Genomic DNA, 17,163 nt, shown 5'->3' with positions numbered 1-17,163 from the left:
GCAAGGTTCCGTCCTTCGGGGTATGCCTCGCGCAACAGATAGACGGAGTGCACTTGTGAGCCAGACCGACAGCTTCATCGAAGAGGTGACCGAAGAGGTCCGCCGCGACCGCCTGTTCGCGATGATCAAGAAGTGGGGCTGGGTGGCCGTGCTCGCCGTGCTGCTGATCGTGGGCGGGGCGGCTTACAACGAATACCGCAAGGCGACGATCAAGGCGGAGGCCGAAGCGTTCGGCGATGCCCTGCTTGCGGGGATCGAGGCTGACGATGCCGGTGCGACGCTTGCTGAGATACCAACCGTCAATCCGGAACAGGCCGCGATTGCCAACCATCTGGCCGCCGCCGACGCATTGGCGGGCGAGAACCGCGCGGCAGGTCTGGCGGCGCTGGACGAGGTTATCAGCACCGAAGGCGAGCCTGCGGTCTACACCGAACTTGCGCGTTTTAAACGCGCCTTGGCTTTACCGCCGGAGACACCGCTCGAAGAACGTCGCACAGAGTTCGAGGCTTTGGCGACCCCTGGCGCACCGTTTCAGCCGCTTGCCGAAGAGCAACTGGCGCTGATCGCGGTCGAATCCGGCAAACCGGAAGAGGCGATCACCATCCTTCAAGGCTTGCTTGACGCGGCGAATGTGACACCGGGGTTGCAACGCCGCGCGTCAGAGTTGATTGTGGCGCTGGGCGGCGAGCTGACGGACGCAGGGTAGGCCAAGGCGTGCGCCCACGGGACTATGAGATGACCACGCGCGTGATAACAGCGTGGCAGAGCAGGACGAGAGAGGGTCGGCAGGGGCTATGGGCGTGACATTTTCCAGGACTTCACTGACGGGCGTGGCGCTATGCGCATTGCTAGCACTTGGCGCATGCGGAGAAGACGAGCTGATCCTCGAAGGCGAGCGTTATGACGTTCGCGCACCGCTTCCGGGCGAGGACGGTGCATCGGGTGTCGGTGGCCGCGAGGCGAATATCGCCAAGGCGTTCCGCGCTCCTGCGCAGGTGAACCATTCCAGCTGGACCCATCGCGGCGGCAGCATCAGCCACACCGTGACCCATCCCGCGTTGAGCGCGAACCTGACATCGGTTTGGACCGCCAATATCGGCAAGGGCAACAGCCGCAAACAGCGCATCACTGCGGACCCTGTGGTTGCAGGCGGGCGCATCTTCACGATGGACAGCGCTTCTACCGTGGTAGCTACCGGGTCCAACGGGGCGACCTTGTGGAGCCGCGCTTTGATCCCCGCGACGGACAAGGACGGTGACGCCACCGGCGGCGGGCTGGCCTTTGCGGACGGCACGATCTTTGCGACCACTGGCTTTGGCGAGTTGTTCGCGATTGAAGCAACCTCGGGCGCCGTGAAGTGGCGCCAGAAACTGGACGCGCCGTTGACATCCGCGCCAACCGTCGAGGGCGGTTTGGTCTATGTGGTGAGCCGCGACAGTCAGGCTTGGGCGCTCGACACGCAGCAGGGACGTATCAAGTGGCGCCTGCCCGGCACGCCCGCGACGGCAATGATTAATGGCGGCGCTGGCCCCGCGATAACGCCGCGTCTGGTGGTGTTCCCCTTTGGCTCGGGTGAATTGGCCGGCGCTTTGAAGAAATCCGGCATTCGGGTCTGGGGCTCGTCGGTGGCAGGTCAGCGCAGAGGCGTGGCATATGCCAGCATTTCCGACGTGACCGGCGATCCGGTGATCGTGGACGGCGTGATCTATGCGGCAAATCAGGCCGGTCGCGTCGTCGCGATGAAAGCGTCGTCAGGCGAGCGGATATGGACCGCCCGCGAAGGGTCTTATTCGCCAGTCTGGCCCTCAGGGGACAGCGTGTTCCTTGTGTCCGACCGCAACGAGTTGCTGCGCCTTGACCGCGAAACCGGCGAGCGGATTTGGGGCGTGGAGCTTCCGTATTACACCGCCCGCAAGCTGCGCAAACGCGACGAAATCTACGCGCATTTCGGCCCCGTTCTGGCCGGTGGGCGTCTGGTGGTGGCTTCCAATGACGGCCAAATCCGCAGCTTTGACCCTGCGACGGGTGCTTTGATCGGCACCACGGCGCTGAAAGGCGGCGCGGCGTCGAACCCTGTAATCGTAAACGGCACACTCTACGTTATGACGACCAAAGGACAACTCGCCGCTTTCCGTTGAGCGCAATTGCCTGTAAGACGCGCCTCTGACCGATACTCGGAGCTTTTGTCATGTCCTTCACCCTCGCCATTGTGGGCCGTCCCAATGTGGGCAAATCCACGCTGTTCAACCGTCTGGTGGGCAAGCGTCTGGCGCTGGTCGACGACCAGCCCGGTGTGACACGCGACCTGCGCGAAGGGTCGGCGCGGCTGGGGGATTTGAAGTTCACCATCATCGACACTGCTGGTCTGGAAATGGCCACTGACGAGTCGCTGGAAGGCCGGATGCGGATGCTGACCGAACGTGCGGTTCAAATGGCCGATGCATGCCTGTTTCTGATTGATGCGCGATCCGGCGTTTTGCCAGCCGACGAGATTTTTGCCGACATCCTGCGCAAGAAAAACGCCCATGTGATCCTTGCGGCCAACAAGGCGGAAGGCAAGGCGGGCGAGGCGGGTTTGATGGAGGCCTATTCGCTGGGCTTGGGCGAGCCGATCGGCCTGTCCGCCGAGCATGGCGAAGGCATGTCCGACCTCGCACTTGCCCTGCGTCCGCTGATTACGCAGGCGGAGGAAGAGGCCGAGGATTACACGCCCGAAGTTGATGTGGACCTTCCCGACGACGAGGATGAAGACGGTGAGGTAGAGGTTGAATATATCCCTCCAACCCGTTCAAAACCCTTGCAAATTGCAGTTGTCGGCCGCCCCAATGCGGGCAAGTCGACATTGATCAACAAAATTCTCGGCGAGGACCGCTTGCTGACCGGCCCCGAGGCCGGGATCACCCGCGACGCGATTTCCGTGATGACGGAATGGTCCGGCACGCCGATGCGGATTTTCGACACGGCGGGCATGCGCAAGAAGGCGAAAGTGCAAGACAAGCTGGAGAAGCTGTCGGTGTCCGACGGGCTGCGTGCGGTGAAGTTTGCCGAGGTCGTCGTGGTGCTTCTGGACGTGGACATCCCGTTCGAGCAGCAGGATTTGCGCATCGCCGATCTGGCGGAGCGCGAGGGCCGCGCAGTGGTGCTGGCGGTGAACAAATGGGATCTGGAAGGCGACAAGCAGGACAAGCTGAAAAAGCTGAAAGAGCAGTTCGGCCGCCTGCTTCCGCAACTGCGCGGTGCGCCGTTGATTACGGTTTCCGCGCTGACGGGGCGGGGGCTGGAGCGGCTGCATGACGCCATCGTAGAGGCGCATCAGGTCTGGAACCGCCGCATCGGCACCTCCGCCCTGAACCGCTGGCTGGTGGGGATGCTTGAGCAGCACCCGCCCCCCGCGCCGCAAGGCAAGCGCATCAAGCTGCGCTACATCACGCAAGTGAAGGCCCGTCCACCGGGATTCGTGGTGATGGCCTCGCATCCCGATCTGCTGCCCGCGAGCTATTCGCGCTATCTGGTGAACGGCTTGCGGGAGGATTTCGACATGCCCGGCACGCCGATCCGGCTGTTCATGCGGTCGCAGAACGAAGCCAACCCGTTCAAGGGACGCAAGAAAGCGCCGCCGTCGAAGCTGCGCAAGCATTTGGATGGCCGAAAGAAACAGGGCTGAAAAAGCCAGAACCGCCACTGGGTCGTGGCGGTTCTTGGAAGCCTCTCACCTGCTTTATGTTAAGAGGGTTTTCCTGGAATTAGAGCAGGACGGACTGGCTTCTGAAACCACACATAGCACAAAATTTGCTGAGTCGCATCAACAACGTTTAAAACTCGTCACTGCCTCCGCCTGAGCCATCTTGCCAAGGTTTGATCAGGTTGCCGAAGCGGGTGAATTTGCCCTCGAAGCTGAGTTCCACCGACCCGATGGGGCCGTGACGTTGCTTGCCGATGATGACCTCGGCCTTGCCGTGACAATGAGCCATTTCATTCTGCCAGTTCGCCATTTTCTCCAACTCGTGGTCGGCGGGTTTTTCGCGCTCTTTGTAGTATTCCTCGCGGTAAACGAACATCACCACATCGGCGTCCTGCTCGATCGAGCCGGACTCGCGAAGGTCCGACAGTTGCGGGCGCTTGTCTTCGCGGCTTTCCACATTCCGCGACAGCTGCGAGAGCGCGATAACGGGAATGTCGAGTTCCTTGGCGATGGCCTTCAGGCCCTGCGTGATCTCGGAGACCTCGTTCACGCGGCTGTCTTTGGCAGTGGCGGGACGGACAAGCTGCAAATAGTCGATGATCAGCACGTCCAGACCATGCGTCCGTTTCAAGCGACGGGCGCGTGCGGCAAGCTGCGAGATGGGCAGGGCAGGCGTATCGTCGATAAACAGCGGGCAGGATTCCAGCGCCTTGGCGGCTTCGACGAAGCGGCGGAACTCGGTCTCGTTCATGTCACCGCGGCGGATTTGTTCGGACGGCACTTCGGCGGCCTCGGACAGGACACGGGCGGCCAGTTGTTCGGCGCTCATCTCAAGCGAGAAGAACCCGACGGAGCCGCCTTCGATAGCCCCTTCGGAGCCGTCATGGGTGGTGCCCTTCTTATAGGCCTTCGCCACGTTGAACGCGATGTTCGTCGCCAGCGAGGTTTTCCCCATGGAGGGGCGTCCGGCAAGAATCAGAAGGTCGGAGCGGTGCAGCCCGCCCAGTTTCTTGTCCATGTCGATCAGGCCGGTGGACACGCCCGCAAGACCGCCTTCGCGCTGATAGGCGGCGTTGGCGACTTCGACCGCATCGGTCACGGCCTTCAGGAAGCTCTGGAACCCGCTCTCGGATTGTCCGGCCTCGGCCAGCGCGTAGAGGCGCTGTTCCGCATCGACGATCTGGCTTTTCGGGTCGCTCTCGGTGTCTATCTTGCCCGCCTTCTGGGCGATTTCCTGACCCAGTTCGATCAACTCGCGGCGGATCGCGAGATCATAGATCATCTGCGCATAGTCGCGCGCGGCGAAGGCCGAGATCGACGCACCTTGCAGGCGCACCAGATAGGCGGGGCCGCCCAGTTCTTGCAGACCCTCGTCATCCTCGAAATAGGGCTTCAGGGTGACCGGCGAGACCAGCAGGTTCTTGTGAATACGCGCGGCGGCGGTCTCGTAAATGCGGCGGTGAACGGGGTCGAAGAAATGCTCCGCAGAGATGACGGAGGCCACGCGGTCGAACACGTCGTTATTGGTCAGGATCGCGCCGAGAAGCTGTTGTTCGGCTTCGATGTTGTGGGGCAATGCCCCGCCTGTATCCACATGCACAGATGCGCCTGGCCCCGTATTCGGTGCCGTACTCAGATCATTCATTACAGTCCCCTTGTCCCTGAATAAGACCCATGGAGGATCACGCGACGCGGATCAATCTGGATATCCTGTGGGTAACTTGTGAGTGACAAATCAGACCCGCATATTGCGATTTTAAGGGCTGCTTCGTCAATATGTGGTTGAAAAAACAGTGCTTGACCGAATCTGTTAACGCAACGGCAACTTTAGCGGGAGCTCGATAACCGGCATCGGTGCGCTGGCGGAAATCTGCGCGCCTTGCGTCGATTCGTCAGCTATGTGCCGCCTGCCAGCCGGTGGGATCACGAAGGAACTTTTCGACCTCGTCCAAGGTCTCAGCGTCAAAGGACTTCTGCTCTTTGGCGACTGCCAGCACATCCCACCAGGTGCACAGACAATGTAGGGTGATGCCGTGGCCATCGAGCACTTCGCGGGTGTCGGGAAAGATGTCGTAGAAGAAGATCAAAGCTGTGTGTCCGCAGGTCGCGCCTGTCTCGCGGATCGCTTCGACAAAGCTGATCTTGGAGCCGCCATCGGTCGTCATGTCCTCGACCAGGAGGACACGCTCGCCCTCTTTCATGACACCCTCGATACGGGCATTGCGGCCGTAGCCTTTCGGTTTTTTGCGAACATAAGTCATAGGCAGGCCCATACGTTCCGCCATCAGAGCGCCGAAGGGAATGCCGGCAGTTTCGCCGCCCGCGACGTTGTCGAAAGCCTCGAAGCCTACGTTGCGCATGACGGTGCAGGCGAGGAAGTCCATCAAGGTCGCGCGGATGCGTGGAAACGAGATCAGTTTGCGGCAATCCACATAGGTCGGGGCCTTCTTGCCGGATGAATGGGTGAACGGCTCCCTTGAGTTGAAATGCACCGCGCCGACTTCCAGCAACATGGAGGCGGTCAGGCGGGCGATTTCCTCGCGGGTGGGGTATGTAGTCGGGATCATGGGAGCCTCCGGCGGGAATATTTATAAAGCAATGAAGCGGCGGTTAGGTGACGCGCCAATGCAGCGGCATTTGCGGGTCGAACACGGTGACGGGGCCTTGGTCTGTGGCGATGTGGTCGGGGTAGGTGACGGGATTGCCCTTGGTCAGGGTGATCGTGTCTGCGTTTGGCTCCATGCGGTAGAACTTGGGACCGTTGAGGGAGGCGAAGCCTTCGAGTTTATCCAACGCGTCGTCTTGTTCGAAAACTTCGGCGAGAATCGACATGGTGTTGGTCGCCGTGAAGCAGCCCGCGCAACCGCAGGGCAGCAGCTTGTTGGCGTCGGTGTGGGGTGCGGAATCGGTGCCCAGAAAGAAGCTGGGGTCGCCGGAGGTGGCGGCGGCGCGCAGCGCGAGGCGGTGTTCCTCCCGTTTGGCGACGGGCAGGCAGTAGTAATGTGGCTTGATGCCACCGGCGAGGATGTGGTTGCGGTTGATGACCAAGTGGTGCGTCGTGATCGTGGCGGCCAGATCGTCGCCGCCTTCGCGGGCGTAGTCCGCACCCTGCTTGGTGGTGATATGCTCCATCACCACGCGCAAACCGGGGATGTCGCGGCGCAGCGGGTCGAGGATCGTGTCGATGAACACGGCCTCGCGGTCGAAGATGTCCACGTCGGGGTCGGTGACCTCGCCATGCACACAGAGCGGCAGGCCGATCTGGGCCATATTCTCTAACACGCGCTTGACCTTGGTGAAGTCCTTTACCCCAGAGGCGGAGTTTGTCGTCGCTCCGGCGGGGTACAGCTTGACGGCGTGGATCAACCCGATCTCGGCAGCCGCGCGCAAATCTCTGACGTCGGTCTCCTCGGTCAGATACAGCGTCATCAACGGCTGAAACTTGGAGTTGTCCGGCTTCGCTGCCATGATCCGGTCGCGGTATTCGGCGGCGTCCCTGGCGGTGACCACAGGGGGAACCAGATTGGGCATGATGATCGCGCGGCCGAAATGGCGGGCGGTTTCGGGCAGCACCGCTTTCAGCATGTCACCGTCGCGCAGGTGTAGATGCCAGTCGTCGGGTCTGGTGATGGTCAAGCTGGTCATGAAGCCCCCTTCAGCTGTTGCGCGGTGATTAGCGCGATGTGCGCTCCAAGGCCAGAGGGGGCGGTGCGATTGCGGCAAAAAGCGATGGGCGGCTTTTGGCGGGAAACGGATGGGATGCGTTTTCCGCCGTGCAGTCCGCGCGGGCTGTGCTAGATTTGGCTGATATACTCGATCAACAGAGTTAATAGGCAAAAGATGAAACGATCAGTGCTTATCGTGGCGGCTCTCGCGGCCTGCACCCCGGCGATCTACGAGGTTCCCAGCGTGACCGAGCGCAAAGCCGCAGAGGTGGCGAATTGCGAGCTTGTCGGGCGGGTGCGCGGCGTTCCGGGCGTTTATGGACCGCTGAAAGAGCTCGGGTTGAACGATGCCCGCCGCGCTGCCAAGGAAAAGGCGAGCGAAGTCGGGGGCAACACGGTCGTGTTCGATCCCGTACCAGAGGATGAAGAGGTGTATGAGTTGCGGGCGCAGGTCTACAACTGCTGACCCTTGCGTTTGCCGCAATGCGGCAATGCGCCATTGTAGGTCGTATGAAAAGCGGGCTGAGCCTATCTAGACGGTAACGCGGACGCAGAACTCCGCCAGCCGATGGAGACGTATCATGGCCTATATCAGCCAAGCCCAGCCACATAGCAGCTTTTTCCCGCGCATCAGCGACTTCTTCAGGTCGGTGCTCAAGGCGGTCGATCTGGCGGCCAGCACCAATCTGCGCATTGCGCAAATAGAAAAGTTGAATGCGAAATCTGACGCCGAGCTGAAAAAGATCGGGCTACGCCGTGAAGATATCGCACGTCACGTTTTCCGCGACCTTTACCACATCTGAGCGCCGTCGTTCCCGAAGGTTGCTTTACGTTATCGAACATAATGGGCGCAAATGCGCCATTTTTCGTATGATAGTTATTCTTAGGGCACTTTATGATGCGTTTTGCAGCCTGCGGCGCTTCTTGAAAGCGTTGGCGAAACGTTCGGCCCGTTTGTCCATTCCGCGATCGGTCAGATAGCCTTCCATCGCCTGACGGTAAAGGTAGATGTCCTTACGCGCGCGAATGGCGCGGTAGAACTCCAGCTCGGTCAGGGTACCCAGAACCGCGCCTTCCATCACGTCCTTGAGCACGTTCATACGGCTGAGAACCAGCGCCGATTTGTGGCCCAGTCCAGCGCCTTTGAGGTGGACGAGGTTGCGGCCTTTCAGCCGCTCCACATGCTTGCGGTCGCCTTCGTGGAACTGGTCGTAGATCAGATAGACCTGATCGGCTGACTTGGTCTGCTGCGCCGCGTCGGAATAGGGCAGCGTCCAATCGGCGGCGCGGCCCTTACCGAAACGGGATTCCCATGGGACCTTCTTTTCGTCCAGCGTCGTCTGGGGCGAGAAGGCGACCACCGTCGCGCCGGGGGCCAGCGAGGAGAACGTGAGCGCACCGAACGCCCCCATGGAGGTGCCCACGAAGGCCACCTTGTCAAAGCCGGTAAAGAAGCCTTCGTCGCGCAGGGTTTCCAGGTGTTCGATCAACTCGGCGTTGCGAAACCATGTGGGTTCCTGCGCGTAGATGCCCAGATGCGAGAAGTCGCGGTCGGCGCAGAATTTCTGCGCCCATGGCTCGCGGGCATAGGCGTCGTTGCCCGCTTGCGAGAGGTTGTCGAAAGAGACCACCAATTGCTCGTTTCCGCGCTCGACGAACGACGCGGCATATTCACCGTAGGAGCGGAACCAGCCGCGCTTGTCGCCGCCGGGATAGATCTCGCGATACCATGTTGGCGGAGCGAGCGCTTCCTCCAGCGCGTCATTGGCGGGGCTCGGGGCAGGGGCTTCGGCGGCCTCGGCGGCAAGCTCACGTTCTTGTTTGCGGCGGGCTTGCAGGTTGCCCATTGCGATCATCAACGCCTCTGTCGCCGCGGCACGGTCTGCAAGTTGGCTGGCAAGCTGATCTTCCGTGCTCTCGACCACCTCGTCGCCTTCCAGATCACCTGTTTGGAAGAAGTCCGTGCAGTCGGGCATGTAGCGCTTCACCAGACGCCGGTTTTCGCGGGTAACCTGTTGCATCAACCCCAAGCGCTCGGTGCGGGAAAAGACGTCGCGGGATTTGATCGTGCCGGGATGGTTCAGGGCGATCAGTTCGCGGATCACTTCGCGGGTGTTGAAATCGGTGCGCTCGCCCATCAGGGACAGAAGCTCCGACATTTCAGCGGAGAATGTTCTGTTGGAAAACCCCTCGGTGACGCGAAGATCGCCGGTGATAGGCAGATCCAGATGATGCGCAAAGTCGCGGACGACGTCGCCATCCATCAGCCATTTGGGGCCGAAAGGGCGCACCACGATGTTCTCTTCGCCAAACATCTCCGCATAGGTGTTGAAGGTGTTGAGGTAGTGCAGACGGCGCTTGGCATCGTCCAGAAAGGCTTGCCTGTCTGGCGGGATGCGGCTGTTTTTCAGCAGTTGCTTATAGAGCGCTTCAAGGTAGCTGTCCTGACGACGGATGTAGCAAATTACCTTGGTGCGCTGCTTGAATTCCTCGGGCGCTGCACCGGACAGTTTGCGGGCGGTGTGCAGGTTGAACAGCATTTCCGACGATGCCACTTGCATCATGTCGGGCGAGGCGTCGGCCTCTTTCAACATCTGCTCCATCAGCTTCGTGGCGTTGCCGGTTCTGGCGGCTGCGGCAAGCTGGTTGTGCGCGATATGCGCGCGCCCCGTCTCCATGAAGTTGAGCCGTCCGGTGTTGCGCAATACCTCTGCATTGTCGTTCAGAAAGTTCTGAAGTGACGTGGTCCCCGTTTTAGGTGACCCGATATGAAGCCATATCTTTCCCATGTACCTTGCCCGCCTTGCCTGTTTTCATCATTTGCGGCCCCCTCTTTTGCCGGGGGGCGTTATACCACGCTCTTCCAAAAGCGCGTTTGCCGCGTTCAGTTTGCGGCGGAACACCGGACCGTTGCCGGTGCTTAGAACCCGCTCTGCCAAAAAGGCGATGAGCAGGGGATGTTTGTCTTCGGGAATGCGCAGGATCAACTCGCGCAGGTAGCGGCGGAAGTCGCGCCGCGCCCGAAGCATATTGTAAAAGCTGGTGCGTGTCAGAGTGCCGTCGACGCAGGCCCCGACCACGGGCTTCAGGAGACCCATCTGGATCAGCCCCGACGCGATGCGGTGGCCCTGGAACCGGCATTTCAGCTTGGTGATGTTGTTGCCGCGAAAGAGCGCCGCGTGCATGGCATCGAGCGGCTCCAGCGGATCGTAGAGAATGAAGACGTCTTTGGCCGTGGCCACCATGTCGGGCGCATAGCCGTAGTCGTTGTTGTAGTTGCGCTTCCACGCTTTCTGGTAGCGTGTCTCCCAAGAGGCGACATCGCGGTCCAGCGTTGCCTGCGGAGAGATTGCCACGACAGTGGCCTTCGGGCAGGCGGCGGAGAAAGCGCAGGCGGCATAGGCCCCCATCGACGCGCCATAGAACACTACTGTGTCGAACTGGGCGAAAAACTTTTCCTTCTTGAGGCGGTTGAAGAAGGCGATCACGTCATCGTCGCGATACCATGTCCAGTCATGGGCCATCAGCCCGAGGATCGACCAGCCCTGCTTTTGCACGAAGTCGAAGCCCCAAGGCAGGCGGTTGCCATGCTCGAACACATGGTCGAGATTTTCAAACGTGACGATTAGCGTCTTGCCGGATTGGACGAAGAGGGCGGAGTGATCTTCGCCAAGCTCTTCGAAAAATCCGTGCTCCTCGCCCATCGCGCGCAGCTCCGCATTCCACGCGTCGCGGTCCATCTCCTCGGTGGGGGCTTTGAGGTCGATCGCTTTGCTCATGCGGCGACCCGTTTGCGCAGGCCGGGAAACAGGTCGAGCTTGGGTGAGATCGCATCGAACAAGGCGCGGCCCGTCTCGGTTTCCATGAGCAGTTGTATCTGGTCGCGGTGCCATTGGACGGCACGGTCATGCAGTCGACCCAGTTTCGGGTCGCTGATCAGGTCGTCATAGATGTCCTTCATCGCGCCCAGCTTGGGCTGGATCGTGGCGTCGTACTCCTCGTTGCGGTTCATGTCGGCCCAATAGTCCGCGCCACGCAGACCTTCGCCAAAGGCGCGGCCACGGGCGGATTTCAGCAGGAAGCTTTCACGGGTTCGGACGGCATAGTGGTTGATCTGGCCGAACTCGTAGCTGATCGTGCTGCGGTTCATGCGCCAGCTGCTTTTGTGATAGCTTTGTGGCATGCGTGTACCCGCAGGACCGGTCCAGTTGAGCGCATCCCAGTCGTCATTTGGCACGGATTTGGGCCGGTGACAGCCCACCAGTTCGACAGCGTCGGTGCGGTGAATCGACTTGATCCCCCAAGCTTGCGGGGGGCTGGGGCAGTGCTGCGGCGCCGCGCGGCGCAGGGTTTCGGTGACAAAACCGTCATGGAACGACGTCACATCGGCGCTGCCGAACAGGCGCCACGCCAATGAGATGCACCTTGCATCCGGCGCAGCAGCGGTCAAATCCGTGATCTGACCACGGCCCGCATGGATGTTGATGAATTCATCCGCGTCAATGACCGCAACCCAGTCGTGATCTTTGTAGACCTGTTCCCTGGTGGACTTGCGGAACGCCCGCACCTGATGGGAGGCACGGGCACCTTCGCGGGCCGGATTGCGGCGATGAGTGACATGCCCCATGTTTTCCAACCGACGCAGGATTTTCTCGGTGCCGTCCTCGCAGTCGTTTGTATAGACCAGAAAATGGTCGAACCCGATCGACATGTGATAGGCCACCCATTCGAGGATATACGGCCCCTCGTTCTTCATGCAGGTCAGGATCAGGTGTTTCCGGCTCATCGTTTTTGCACCACCAAGACCTGGTCGCGTTTGTCTTTGTGCCATTGGGCTTGGAAAATGAAGCAGCCGGAAATGTCGGCGCGAAAGTCGTTCAACGCTGCCTGAATGTCCGCGTCGGGATGGGCGAAGCCGCCGTCGTGCAGATAGCCCTGAAACAGAACAGCCGTGCGCGGGTAGCCGGATTTCTCCAGCGCTTTTGGCTGGAACCGCAGGTCTTCTACGATGTAGAGTCCGCCCGGTTTCAGCTTGGGAAACAGCGCCGCAAAGGCATGTTGCTGATGGTGCGACGCGTGCGATGCGTCATCAAGGACCACGTCGAACGGGTCGGATTTCGCAGTGGCGCGCTCCAGCGTTTCGACCGCGTCAAAAGACGCGCGAACGGTCTTCAGCCGCGCATCCTTCTCACCGGAATAGGCCTCCAGATCGACGCCGGTGATCTTCGCTTTCGCCAGATACTCCAGCCACATATCCACGGCGGCAGGCTCGCTGAGGCCCAGCAGCCCGAAATGGATCGCCCGCCCCCGCAGGGGGCTGAACAGCATTTGATAGAGCTCGGTAAAGCGGTGCTTGCTGCTGCCCTGGTCCAAACCGCGTTCGTCCGCCATATCGGTCAGGTTCAAGATGCCGCGCCCTTTGCGGTCGGCATTGGTCACCTCTGGGATCGCCGTGCCGGGGATCATCTTCGGCTCTTTGGGCTTATGCGGGTTCGACTTTGGCAGGGGGGCGTCGGACGGCACGATGCCATGCTTCTTGATCAACTTGCCGATCAGGCTGTCGGGATGCGGCTCGCCATTCTCACGCTCGATAATGCGCATGCGCATGCGTCGGCCCCAGAAATGGATCGAGAGCGTGTTGTCGGTGATGTAATGGCTCAGGTCGGTGTCCGGCTTCAGCATCATCCGGCGCTTCTTGAAACTGATGGGGAACAAGGCCTCAATCGGCATGGCGTATTTGTGCTCGCCGGTTTTGTGCAGGAAGTGGGTCAGGGCCTGTGGTCCCCAAACGCCCCAGGACTGCTCCCCCACATGGACCGGATCGCCCGCGTCCTTCTTGGCACGCATTTCGGCTTTCAACTCATCCGAGAACCAGTCCGGGATGGCATATTCATCCGAGGTGAAGTCGATCAATCCCGCCAGCGTGTCGCTGTCGGCGGGCAAACCGACCACGCCATTATTGATGTGGTGCGCGCTTTCCCAGCCGTGGAAATGCCCGTTCGGCGTTGTGAAACGCTTCACGCAATAGGCGTCCGTGTCGGCCCATATCTGGTCGTCGGTCTTGGCCAGCATGTTGTAGCGCCACTTGTCCGCCTGCGGGGCCGGGGAGCCTGTGCGCTTATGCGCGATCACGTTGCCGAGCGGCATGATCTCGTTGGCGTCGCAAATCTCGATTCCGTCGGGAATGTTGCCCACATCGCCATAGGTGTACATTTTGACATGATGGCCCGCATCGCGGAAGGACACGGCGCAAAGCTGCTCCATGTAGGATAAATTGCCGCCGATCCACAGCTGGGCAATTGCATAGTCTTTGGACACGTTTCTGCCTCTCGCGAGCGGGGTTAGTCCCCGTCATCTCTTTATGATTGTTTCGATTTTCGCAAAGGAGGGGTTAAAACGCAAGGAAAACTGATTCGGTTTTCCTGAAAACCGGGTCACAAGGGCAACAGGCGTCATATGAAGATCACACTCGTCACGACCATGCGCAACGAGGGGCCGCATCTGCTGGAATGGATCGCCCACCACCGCGCCGCAGGGGTGAGCGATTTTCTAATCTACACCAATGATTGCGAGGACGGGACCGAGGCGCTGCTGGACCTGCTGCCGGATGTGACCCATGTGCCGCTTGAAGACGGCAAGAAGCCCCCGCAATGGCGGGCGCTGCGGGCCGCTTGGGATCATCCTGCCGTGGCGGGAGCGGATTGGGTCGCGTGCCTGGATTGCGACGAATTTATGAATCTTGGCAGTGGGTTGTCGTCCATTCCTGAACTGATCAGGGCGGTTGATGCGGACATGATCCTGCTGCCGTGGCGGCTGTTTGGGAATTCCGGACAGGCGGGGCTATCGGATGGGTTGACGACCAAACGCTTTACCCACGCCGCGCCGGAGGATCTGCTTTATCCCGCCATTGGCAGTTACTTCAAATCCCTGTTCCGACGCGAAGGCCCGTTTCGCCAGTTGGGCGTTCATCGTCCCAAGCAGAAGAAGGCGGAGCGCCACGGGCTTCCGCGTATTGTCGACGGCTCTGGCGCGACTGTGCCGGAAAGCCTTGCCGCCAATGACGGGCAGATCATGCTTTGGGGCAAGCCCATCGCCCGCGATATGGTGCAATTGAACCATTACTCCGTTCGCTCGGCGGCGGATTTCATGCTCAAGAGGGCACGCGGGCTGCCCAACCACCAGCAAAAGCAGATCGACTTGACCTACTGGGTGGAGCGGAATTTCAACACCGTCGAAGAGCGCTCGATCGCCCATATGGTGCCCGCGACGCAGGGACAGTTGGATGAGTTGCTGGCGCTGGACGGCGTGGCAGAGGCGCAGGCTGCCTGCCGTGCGTGGCATAGCAGGCGGTTCGTGGCGCTGATGCAGCAGCCGGAGGAATTGAAGCTGTTTGGCCGCCTGTTGCTGGCAGACGGCTCGGCACAGCTTCCGGATGCGGTGGCGCTCGACCTGATCAGGCGGTATGGACAGGTTCATGGCAAAGACTGACATCTACCAAAGGCGCGACCTGAATGTTGTTGAGGGTCAAGGTCTTACGGCGCTTGATTGCATCGGCTGGGAAGACCCTGTCGGCGGCATGGGCCTGCGGGTGTTTTTCAAGTCCGGCACGTCCTACGATCCTTTTGATCCAAAGCCGCGCGAGGGCTGTGCGACGTTTTCAGAAGCACGCACGATCAATGGCGGCCCGATGTTTATCGGTCAGGCCGATCATCCCGCCGGTCATATCAAGATGGCTTTGAAAAACGGGGTGTTGTCACTGCCCGTCCAACAGCCTGAAACCGACCTGTTCGAAGACATGAACGTGTGCATGGTCGAGCGCAACGGTGAGACGATAGAAGTTATCGAGGACTGGCTGCGTTACCATATCGCGGGGCATGGGTTGGAGGCCGTGCTTATGCTGGATCGTGAAAAATCTAATTCAGATAGGGGTTTTGAGCGCAAACTTAAGGTATTGGTGGAGGAATGCGGTCTGAAACGGCTGGTGCATGTGAAATCAGCCGTGCCGCTTGGCGCTGGAGACTTGCCCGCAGCGTCGCACCCGTACAATGCACCCGATGCGCCAGGCAAGGACCGGATGGACGATCTGCCCGTTGACCCACAGACTGCTCCGCTGGCGGACCTGTCGCTTTACGAATGGGCCAAGTGGCGTTTTCTGGGACGTGCGCGGGCGGTGATGAATATTGACCTGATGGACCTGCTCGCCCCCGGCGCTGCGCCGTTCGATGCGGTGCATGACAGCTCTGTCGGGGTGATCCAACTGATCGGCCAACGTATCTACCCGTGGCGGGTGCGTCCCAAGAAGAAGCCGACATTCGGCGATCACATCTGCCGCCAGTTCGACAACCCCCGCGCCAACAGGCGCTGGTGCATCGCCCCTGCGCGGCTGGGTAGCGATAAGGTCTGGCGCTTTGTGAGGATCGTCGATGCGGAGCCGCAAGCAGATGAAACAATGGGGTTTTTGCGTGCCATGGCGATCCGGCATCCGGACTACAATGCGGCGGAACTGGTGCCGAAAACCTCGTTGATCGAGGACGAACACCTGTTGGCAATGGCGCAGGATGTCTGGGGTCACAAGCCCGTCCGGCCCCCCGAAAGCAAGATGCAGGAACCTGCGGGCAAAGCGATCGAAGGCGGGCGCACGGTGATTGTCACCTGCATGAAGAACGAGGGGCCGTTTATCCTTGAATGGATCGCCTATCATCGCGCCATCGGGGTGGATGACTTTCTGGTCTATACCAACGATTGCAACGATGGCACGGACGAGCTTCTGGACCTGTTGCAAGACCGTGGCATTCTACAGCGGCGTGACAACAAGTTCGCCGGCTCTGATCTCAAGCCCCAGCATTGGGCGCTGGACGCTGCCGACAAGGAGGAGGTTTTCCAGAACGCGGGCTGGGCGATTTCCATGGACGTGGACGAGTTTATCAACATCCATGTGGGCGAGGGCAAGCTGGACGATCTCTACAAGGCGGTGGGTGACGCGAACATGATTTCGCTGACCTGGCGGCTGTATGGCAACGCGGATGTACATGACTACAAAGACGAATTTCTGATCAACCAGTTCACCCGCTGCGCGCCGGAGTTGTGCCGCAAGCCGCATCAAGCCTGGGGCTTCAAGACGCTGTTCCGCAATATCGGTATCTACAAGAAAATGGGCGTACACCGCCCTAAGGGTCTGAAACCCGACCTGTGGGACAAGATCAAATGGGTCAACGGCTCCGGCAAGCCAATGCCCAAGAAGCTGATCCGCAACGGCTGGCGCTCGACCACGGACAGCTACGGCTACGATCTGGTGACGCTGAACCACTACGCCGTGCGCTCCGCCGAGAGCTTTCTGGTCAAGAGGGACCGTGGGCGGGTGAACCATGTGGATCGGGATCAGGGGCTAAGCTACTGGTTTCGAATGAATAACAACTGGGAAGAGAACGCGTCAGCCCAGACGAAGCTGCCGCTATTGCAAGCCGAATTCGACCGGCTCATGGCCGACCCCGAGTTGCGGGCAGCGCATGAGTACTCCGTTGGCAAGCACCGCGAGAAGATCGACGAACTCAAGTCAACCGAGAACTACGCGAACTTTTACAAAGACCTGACCGGCGAGCGAATGGAGCGGCTGTCGCGGATGCACAACCACTTCGGCGCGAATGTGTTTCTGGCAGGGCCGGACGTGATCCCCGACGAGGTTGCCTTGATGGATGACATCCCCAAGGACTTCTTCTTCACCGTCGAGCGCGCCAAGACGACGCATTAGAGCCTGAGCGTTTCCATAGGTCTTCGCTTTCCATCGCCCGCTCGCGCTTGTAGAGACAGGGGGCCATG

At 60.3% G+C, this 17,163-nt stretch carries 14 protein-coding genes; 7 read left to right on the top strand and 7 right to left on the bottom strand.

Features of this window, described 5'->3' with window-relative positions; translation table 11 throughout:
- Positions 1–55 precede the first annotated feature (55 nt).
- The 3 genes from THALAR_RS06090 (at position 56) to der (ending at position 3,664) form a co-directional block, all read left to right on the top strand.
- Complete coding sequence (locus tag THALAR_RS06090) at positions 56–706, top strand: hypothetical protein (RefSeq protein WP_021100623.1); 651 nt, start codon at positions 56–58, stop codon at positions 704–706.
- A gap of 88 nt (positions 707–794) precedes the next feature.
- Positions 795–2,138, top strand: coding sequence for an outer membrane protein assembly factor BamB family protein (locus THALAR_RS06085; protein ID WP_021100622.1), 1,344 nt, complete (start codon positions 795–797; stop codon positions 2,136–2,138).
- A gap of 50 nt (positions 2,139–2,188) precedes the next feature.
- Positions 2,189–3,664: a ribosome biogenesis GTPase Der gene (gene der, locus THALAR_RS06080; protein WP_021100621.1), complete on the top strand. Its 1,476-nt coding sequence runs from the start codon at positions 2,189–2,191 to the stop codon at positions 3,662–3,664.
- A gap of 148 nt (positions 3,665–3,812) precedes the next feature.
- Here the strand turns inward: der and THALAR_RS06075 are convergent, their stop codons facing one another.
- The 3 genes from THALAR_RS06075 to pyrC all read right to left on the bottom strand — a co-directional run bounded on the left by THALAR_RS06075 (position 3,813) and on the right by pyrC (position 7,327).
- The gene (locus tag THALAR_RS06075) at positions 3,813–5,327 is read right to left on the bottom strand and encodes a replicative DNA helicase (RefSeq protein ID WP_021100620.1); all 1,515 of its coding nucleotides are present in this window, start codon (positions 5,325–5,327) and stop codon (positions 3,813–3,815) included.
- 247 nt (positions 5,328–5,574) lie between these two features.
- Positions 5,575–6,249, bottom strand: a complete 675-nt coding sequence (locus THALAR_RS06070) for an orotate phosphoribosyltransferase (RefSeq protein ID WP_021100619.1) — start codon at positions 6,247–6,249, stop codon at positions 5,575–5,577.
- Between the two features lie 43 nt (positions 6,250–6,292).
- Entirely contained in the window at positions 6,293–7,327 is a 1,035-nt protein-coding gene (gene pyrC / locus THALAR_RS06065) for a dihydroorotase (RefSeq protein ID WP_021100618.1), read from the bottom strand.
- A gap of 195 nt (positions 7,328–7,522) precedes the next feature.
- On the opposite strand from pyrC, the gene THALAR_RS06060 reads away from it, so the two are divergent.
- Both THALAR_RS06060 and THALAR_RS06055 read left to right on the top strand, forming a co-directional pair.
- On the top strand, positions 7,523–7,813 hold the full coding sequence (locus tag THALAR_RS06060) for a hypothetical protein (RefSeq protein WP_021100617.1): 291 nt from the start codon (positions 7,523–7,525) through the stop codon (positions 7,811–7,813).
- 115 nt (positions 7,814–7,928) lie between these two features.
- Positions 7,929–8,150, top strand: a complete 222-nt coding sequence (locus tag THALAR_RS06055; RefSeq protein WP_021100616.1) for a hypothetical protein — start codon at positions 7,929–7,931, stop codon at positions 8,148–8,150.
- Positions 8,151–8,240: 90 nt separating this feature from the next.
- Here the strand turns inward: THALAR_RS06055 and THALAR_RS06050 are convergent, their stop codons facing one another.
- Genes THALAR_RS06050 through THALAR_RS18795 form a run of 4 tightly spaced genes read right to left on the bottom strand, consistent with a single transcriptional unit; the run spans position 8,241 to position 13,665 of the window.
- Positions 8,241–10,136 (bottom strand): hypothetical protein, encoded by a 1,896-nt coding sequence (locus tag THALAR_RS06050; protein WP_021100615.1) that lies wholly within the window; start codon positions 10,134–10,136, stop codon positions 8,241–8,243.
- Positions 10,137–10,163: 27 nt separating this feature from the next.
- Positions 10,164–11,126: a hypothetical protein gene (locus THALAR_RS06045; RefSeq protein ID WP_021100614.1), complete on the bottom strand. Its 963-nt coding sequence runs from the start codon at positions 11,124–11,126 to the stop codon at positions 10,164–10,166.
- Positions 11,123–12,133, bottom strand: coding sequence for a glycosyltransferase family 2 protein (locus THALAR_RS06040; protein WP_021100613.1), 1,011 nt, complete (start codon positions 12,131–12,133; stop codon positions 11,123–11,125). The genes THALAR_RS06045 and THALAR_RS06040 overlap by 4 nt, the downstream gene beginning before the upstream one ends.
- Positions 12,130–13,665 (bottom strand): class I SAM-dependent methyltransferase, encoded by a 1,536-nt coding sequence (locus THALAR_RS18795; protein ID WP_021100612.1) that lies wholly within the window; start codon positions 13,663–13,665, stop codon positions 12,130–12,132. The genes THALAR_RS06040 and THALAR_RS18795 overlap by 4 nt, the downstream gene beginning before the upstream one ends.
- A gap of 138 nt (positions 13,666–13,803) precedes the next feature.
- Between THALAR_RS18795 and THALAR_RS06030 the strand changes: the two genes are divergently transcribed.
- On the top strand, positions 13,804–14,835 hold the full coding sequence (locus tag THALAR_RS06030) for a glycosyltransferase family 2 protein (protein ID WP_021100611.1): 1,032 nt from the start codon (positions 13,804–13,806) through the stop codon (positions 14,833–14,835).
- A 1,168-nt stretch (positions 14,836–16,003) separates the two neighbouring features.
- Positions 16,004–17,095: a glycosyltransferase family 2 protein gene (locus tag THALAR_RS19010; protein ID WP_407638132.1), complete on the top strand. Its 1,092-nt coding sequence runs from the start codon at positions 16,004–16,006 to the stop codon at positions 17,093–17,095.
- Positions 17,096–17,163 lie beyond the last annotated feature (68 nt).

The sequence above is a fragment of the Litoreibacter arenae DSM 19593 genome (genome assembly GCF_000442275.2).
Taxonomy (GTDB): domain Bacteria; phylum Pseudomonadota; class Alphaproteobacteria; order Rhodobacterales; family Rhodobacteraceae; genus Litoreibacter; species Litoreibacter arenae.
Note: the sequence above shows the minus strand (reverse complement) of the source record. Positions and strands in the feature narration are given on the sequence as shown.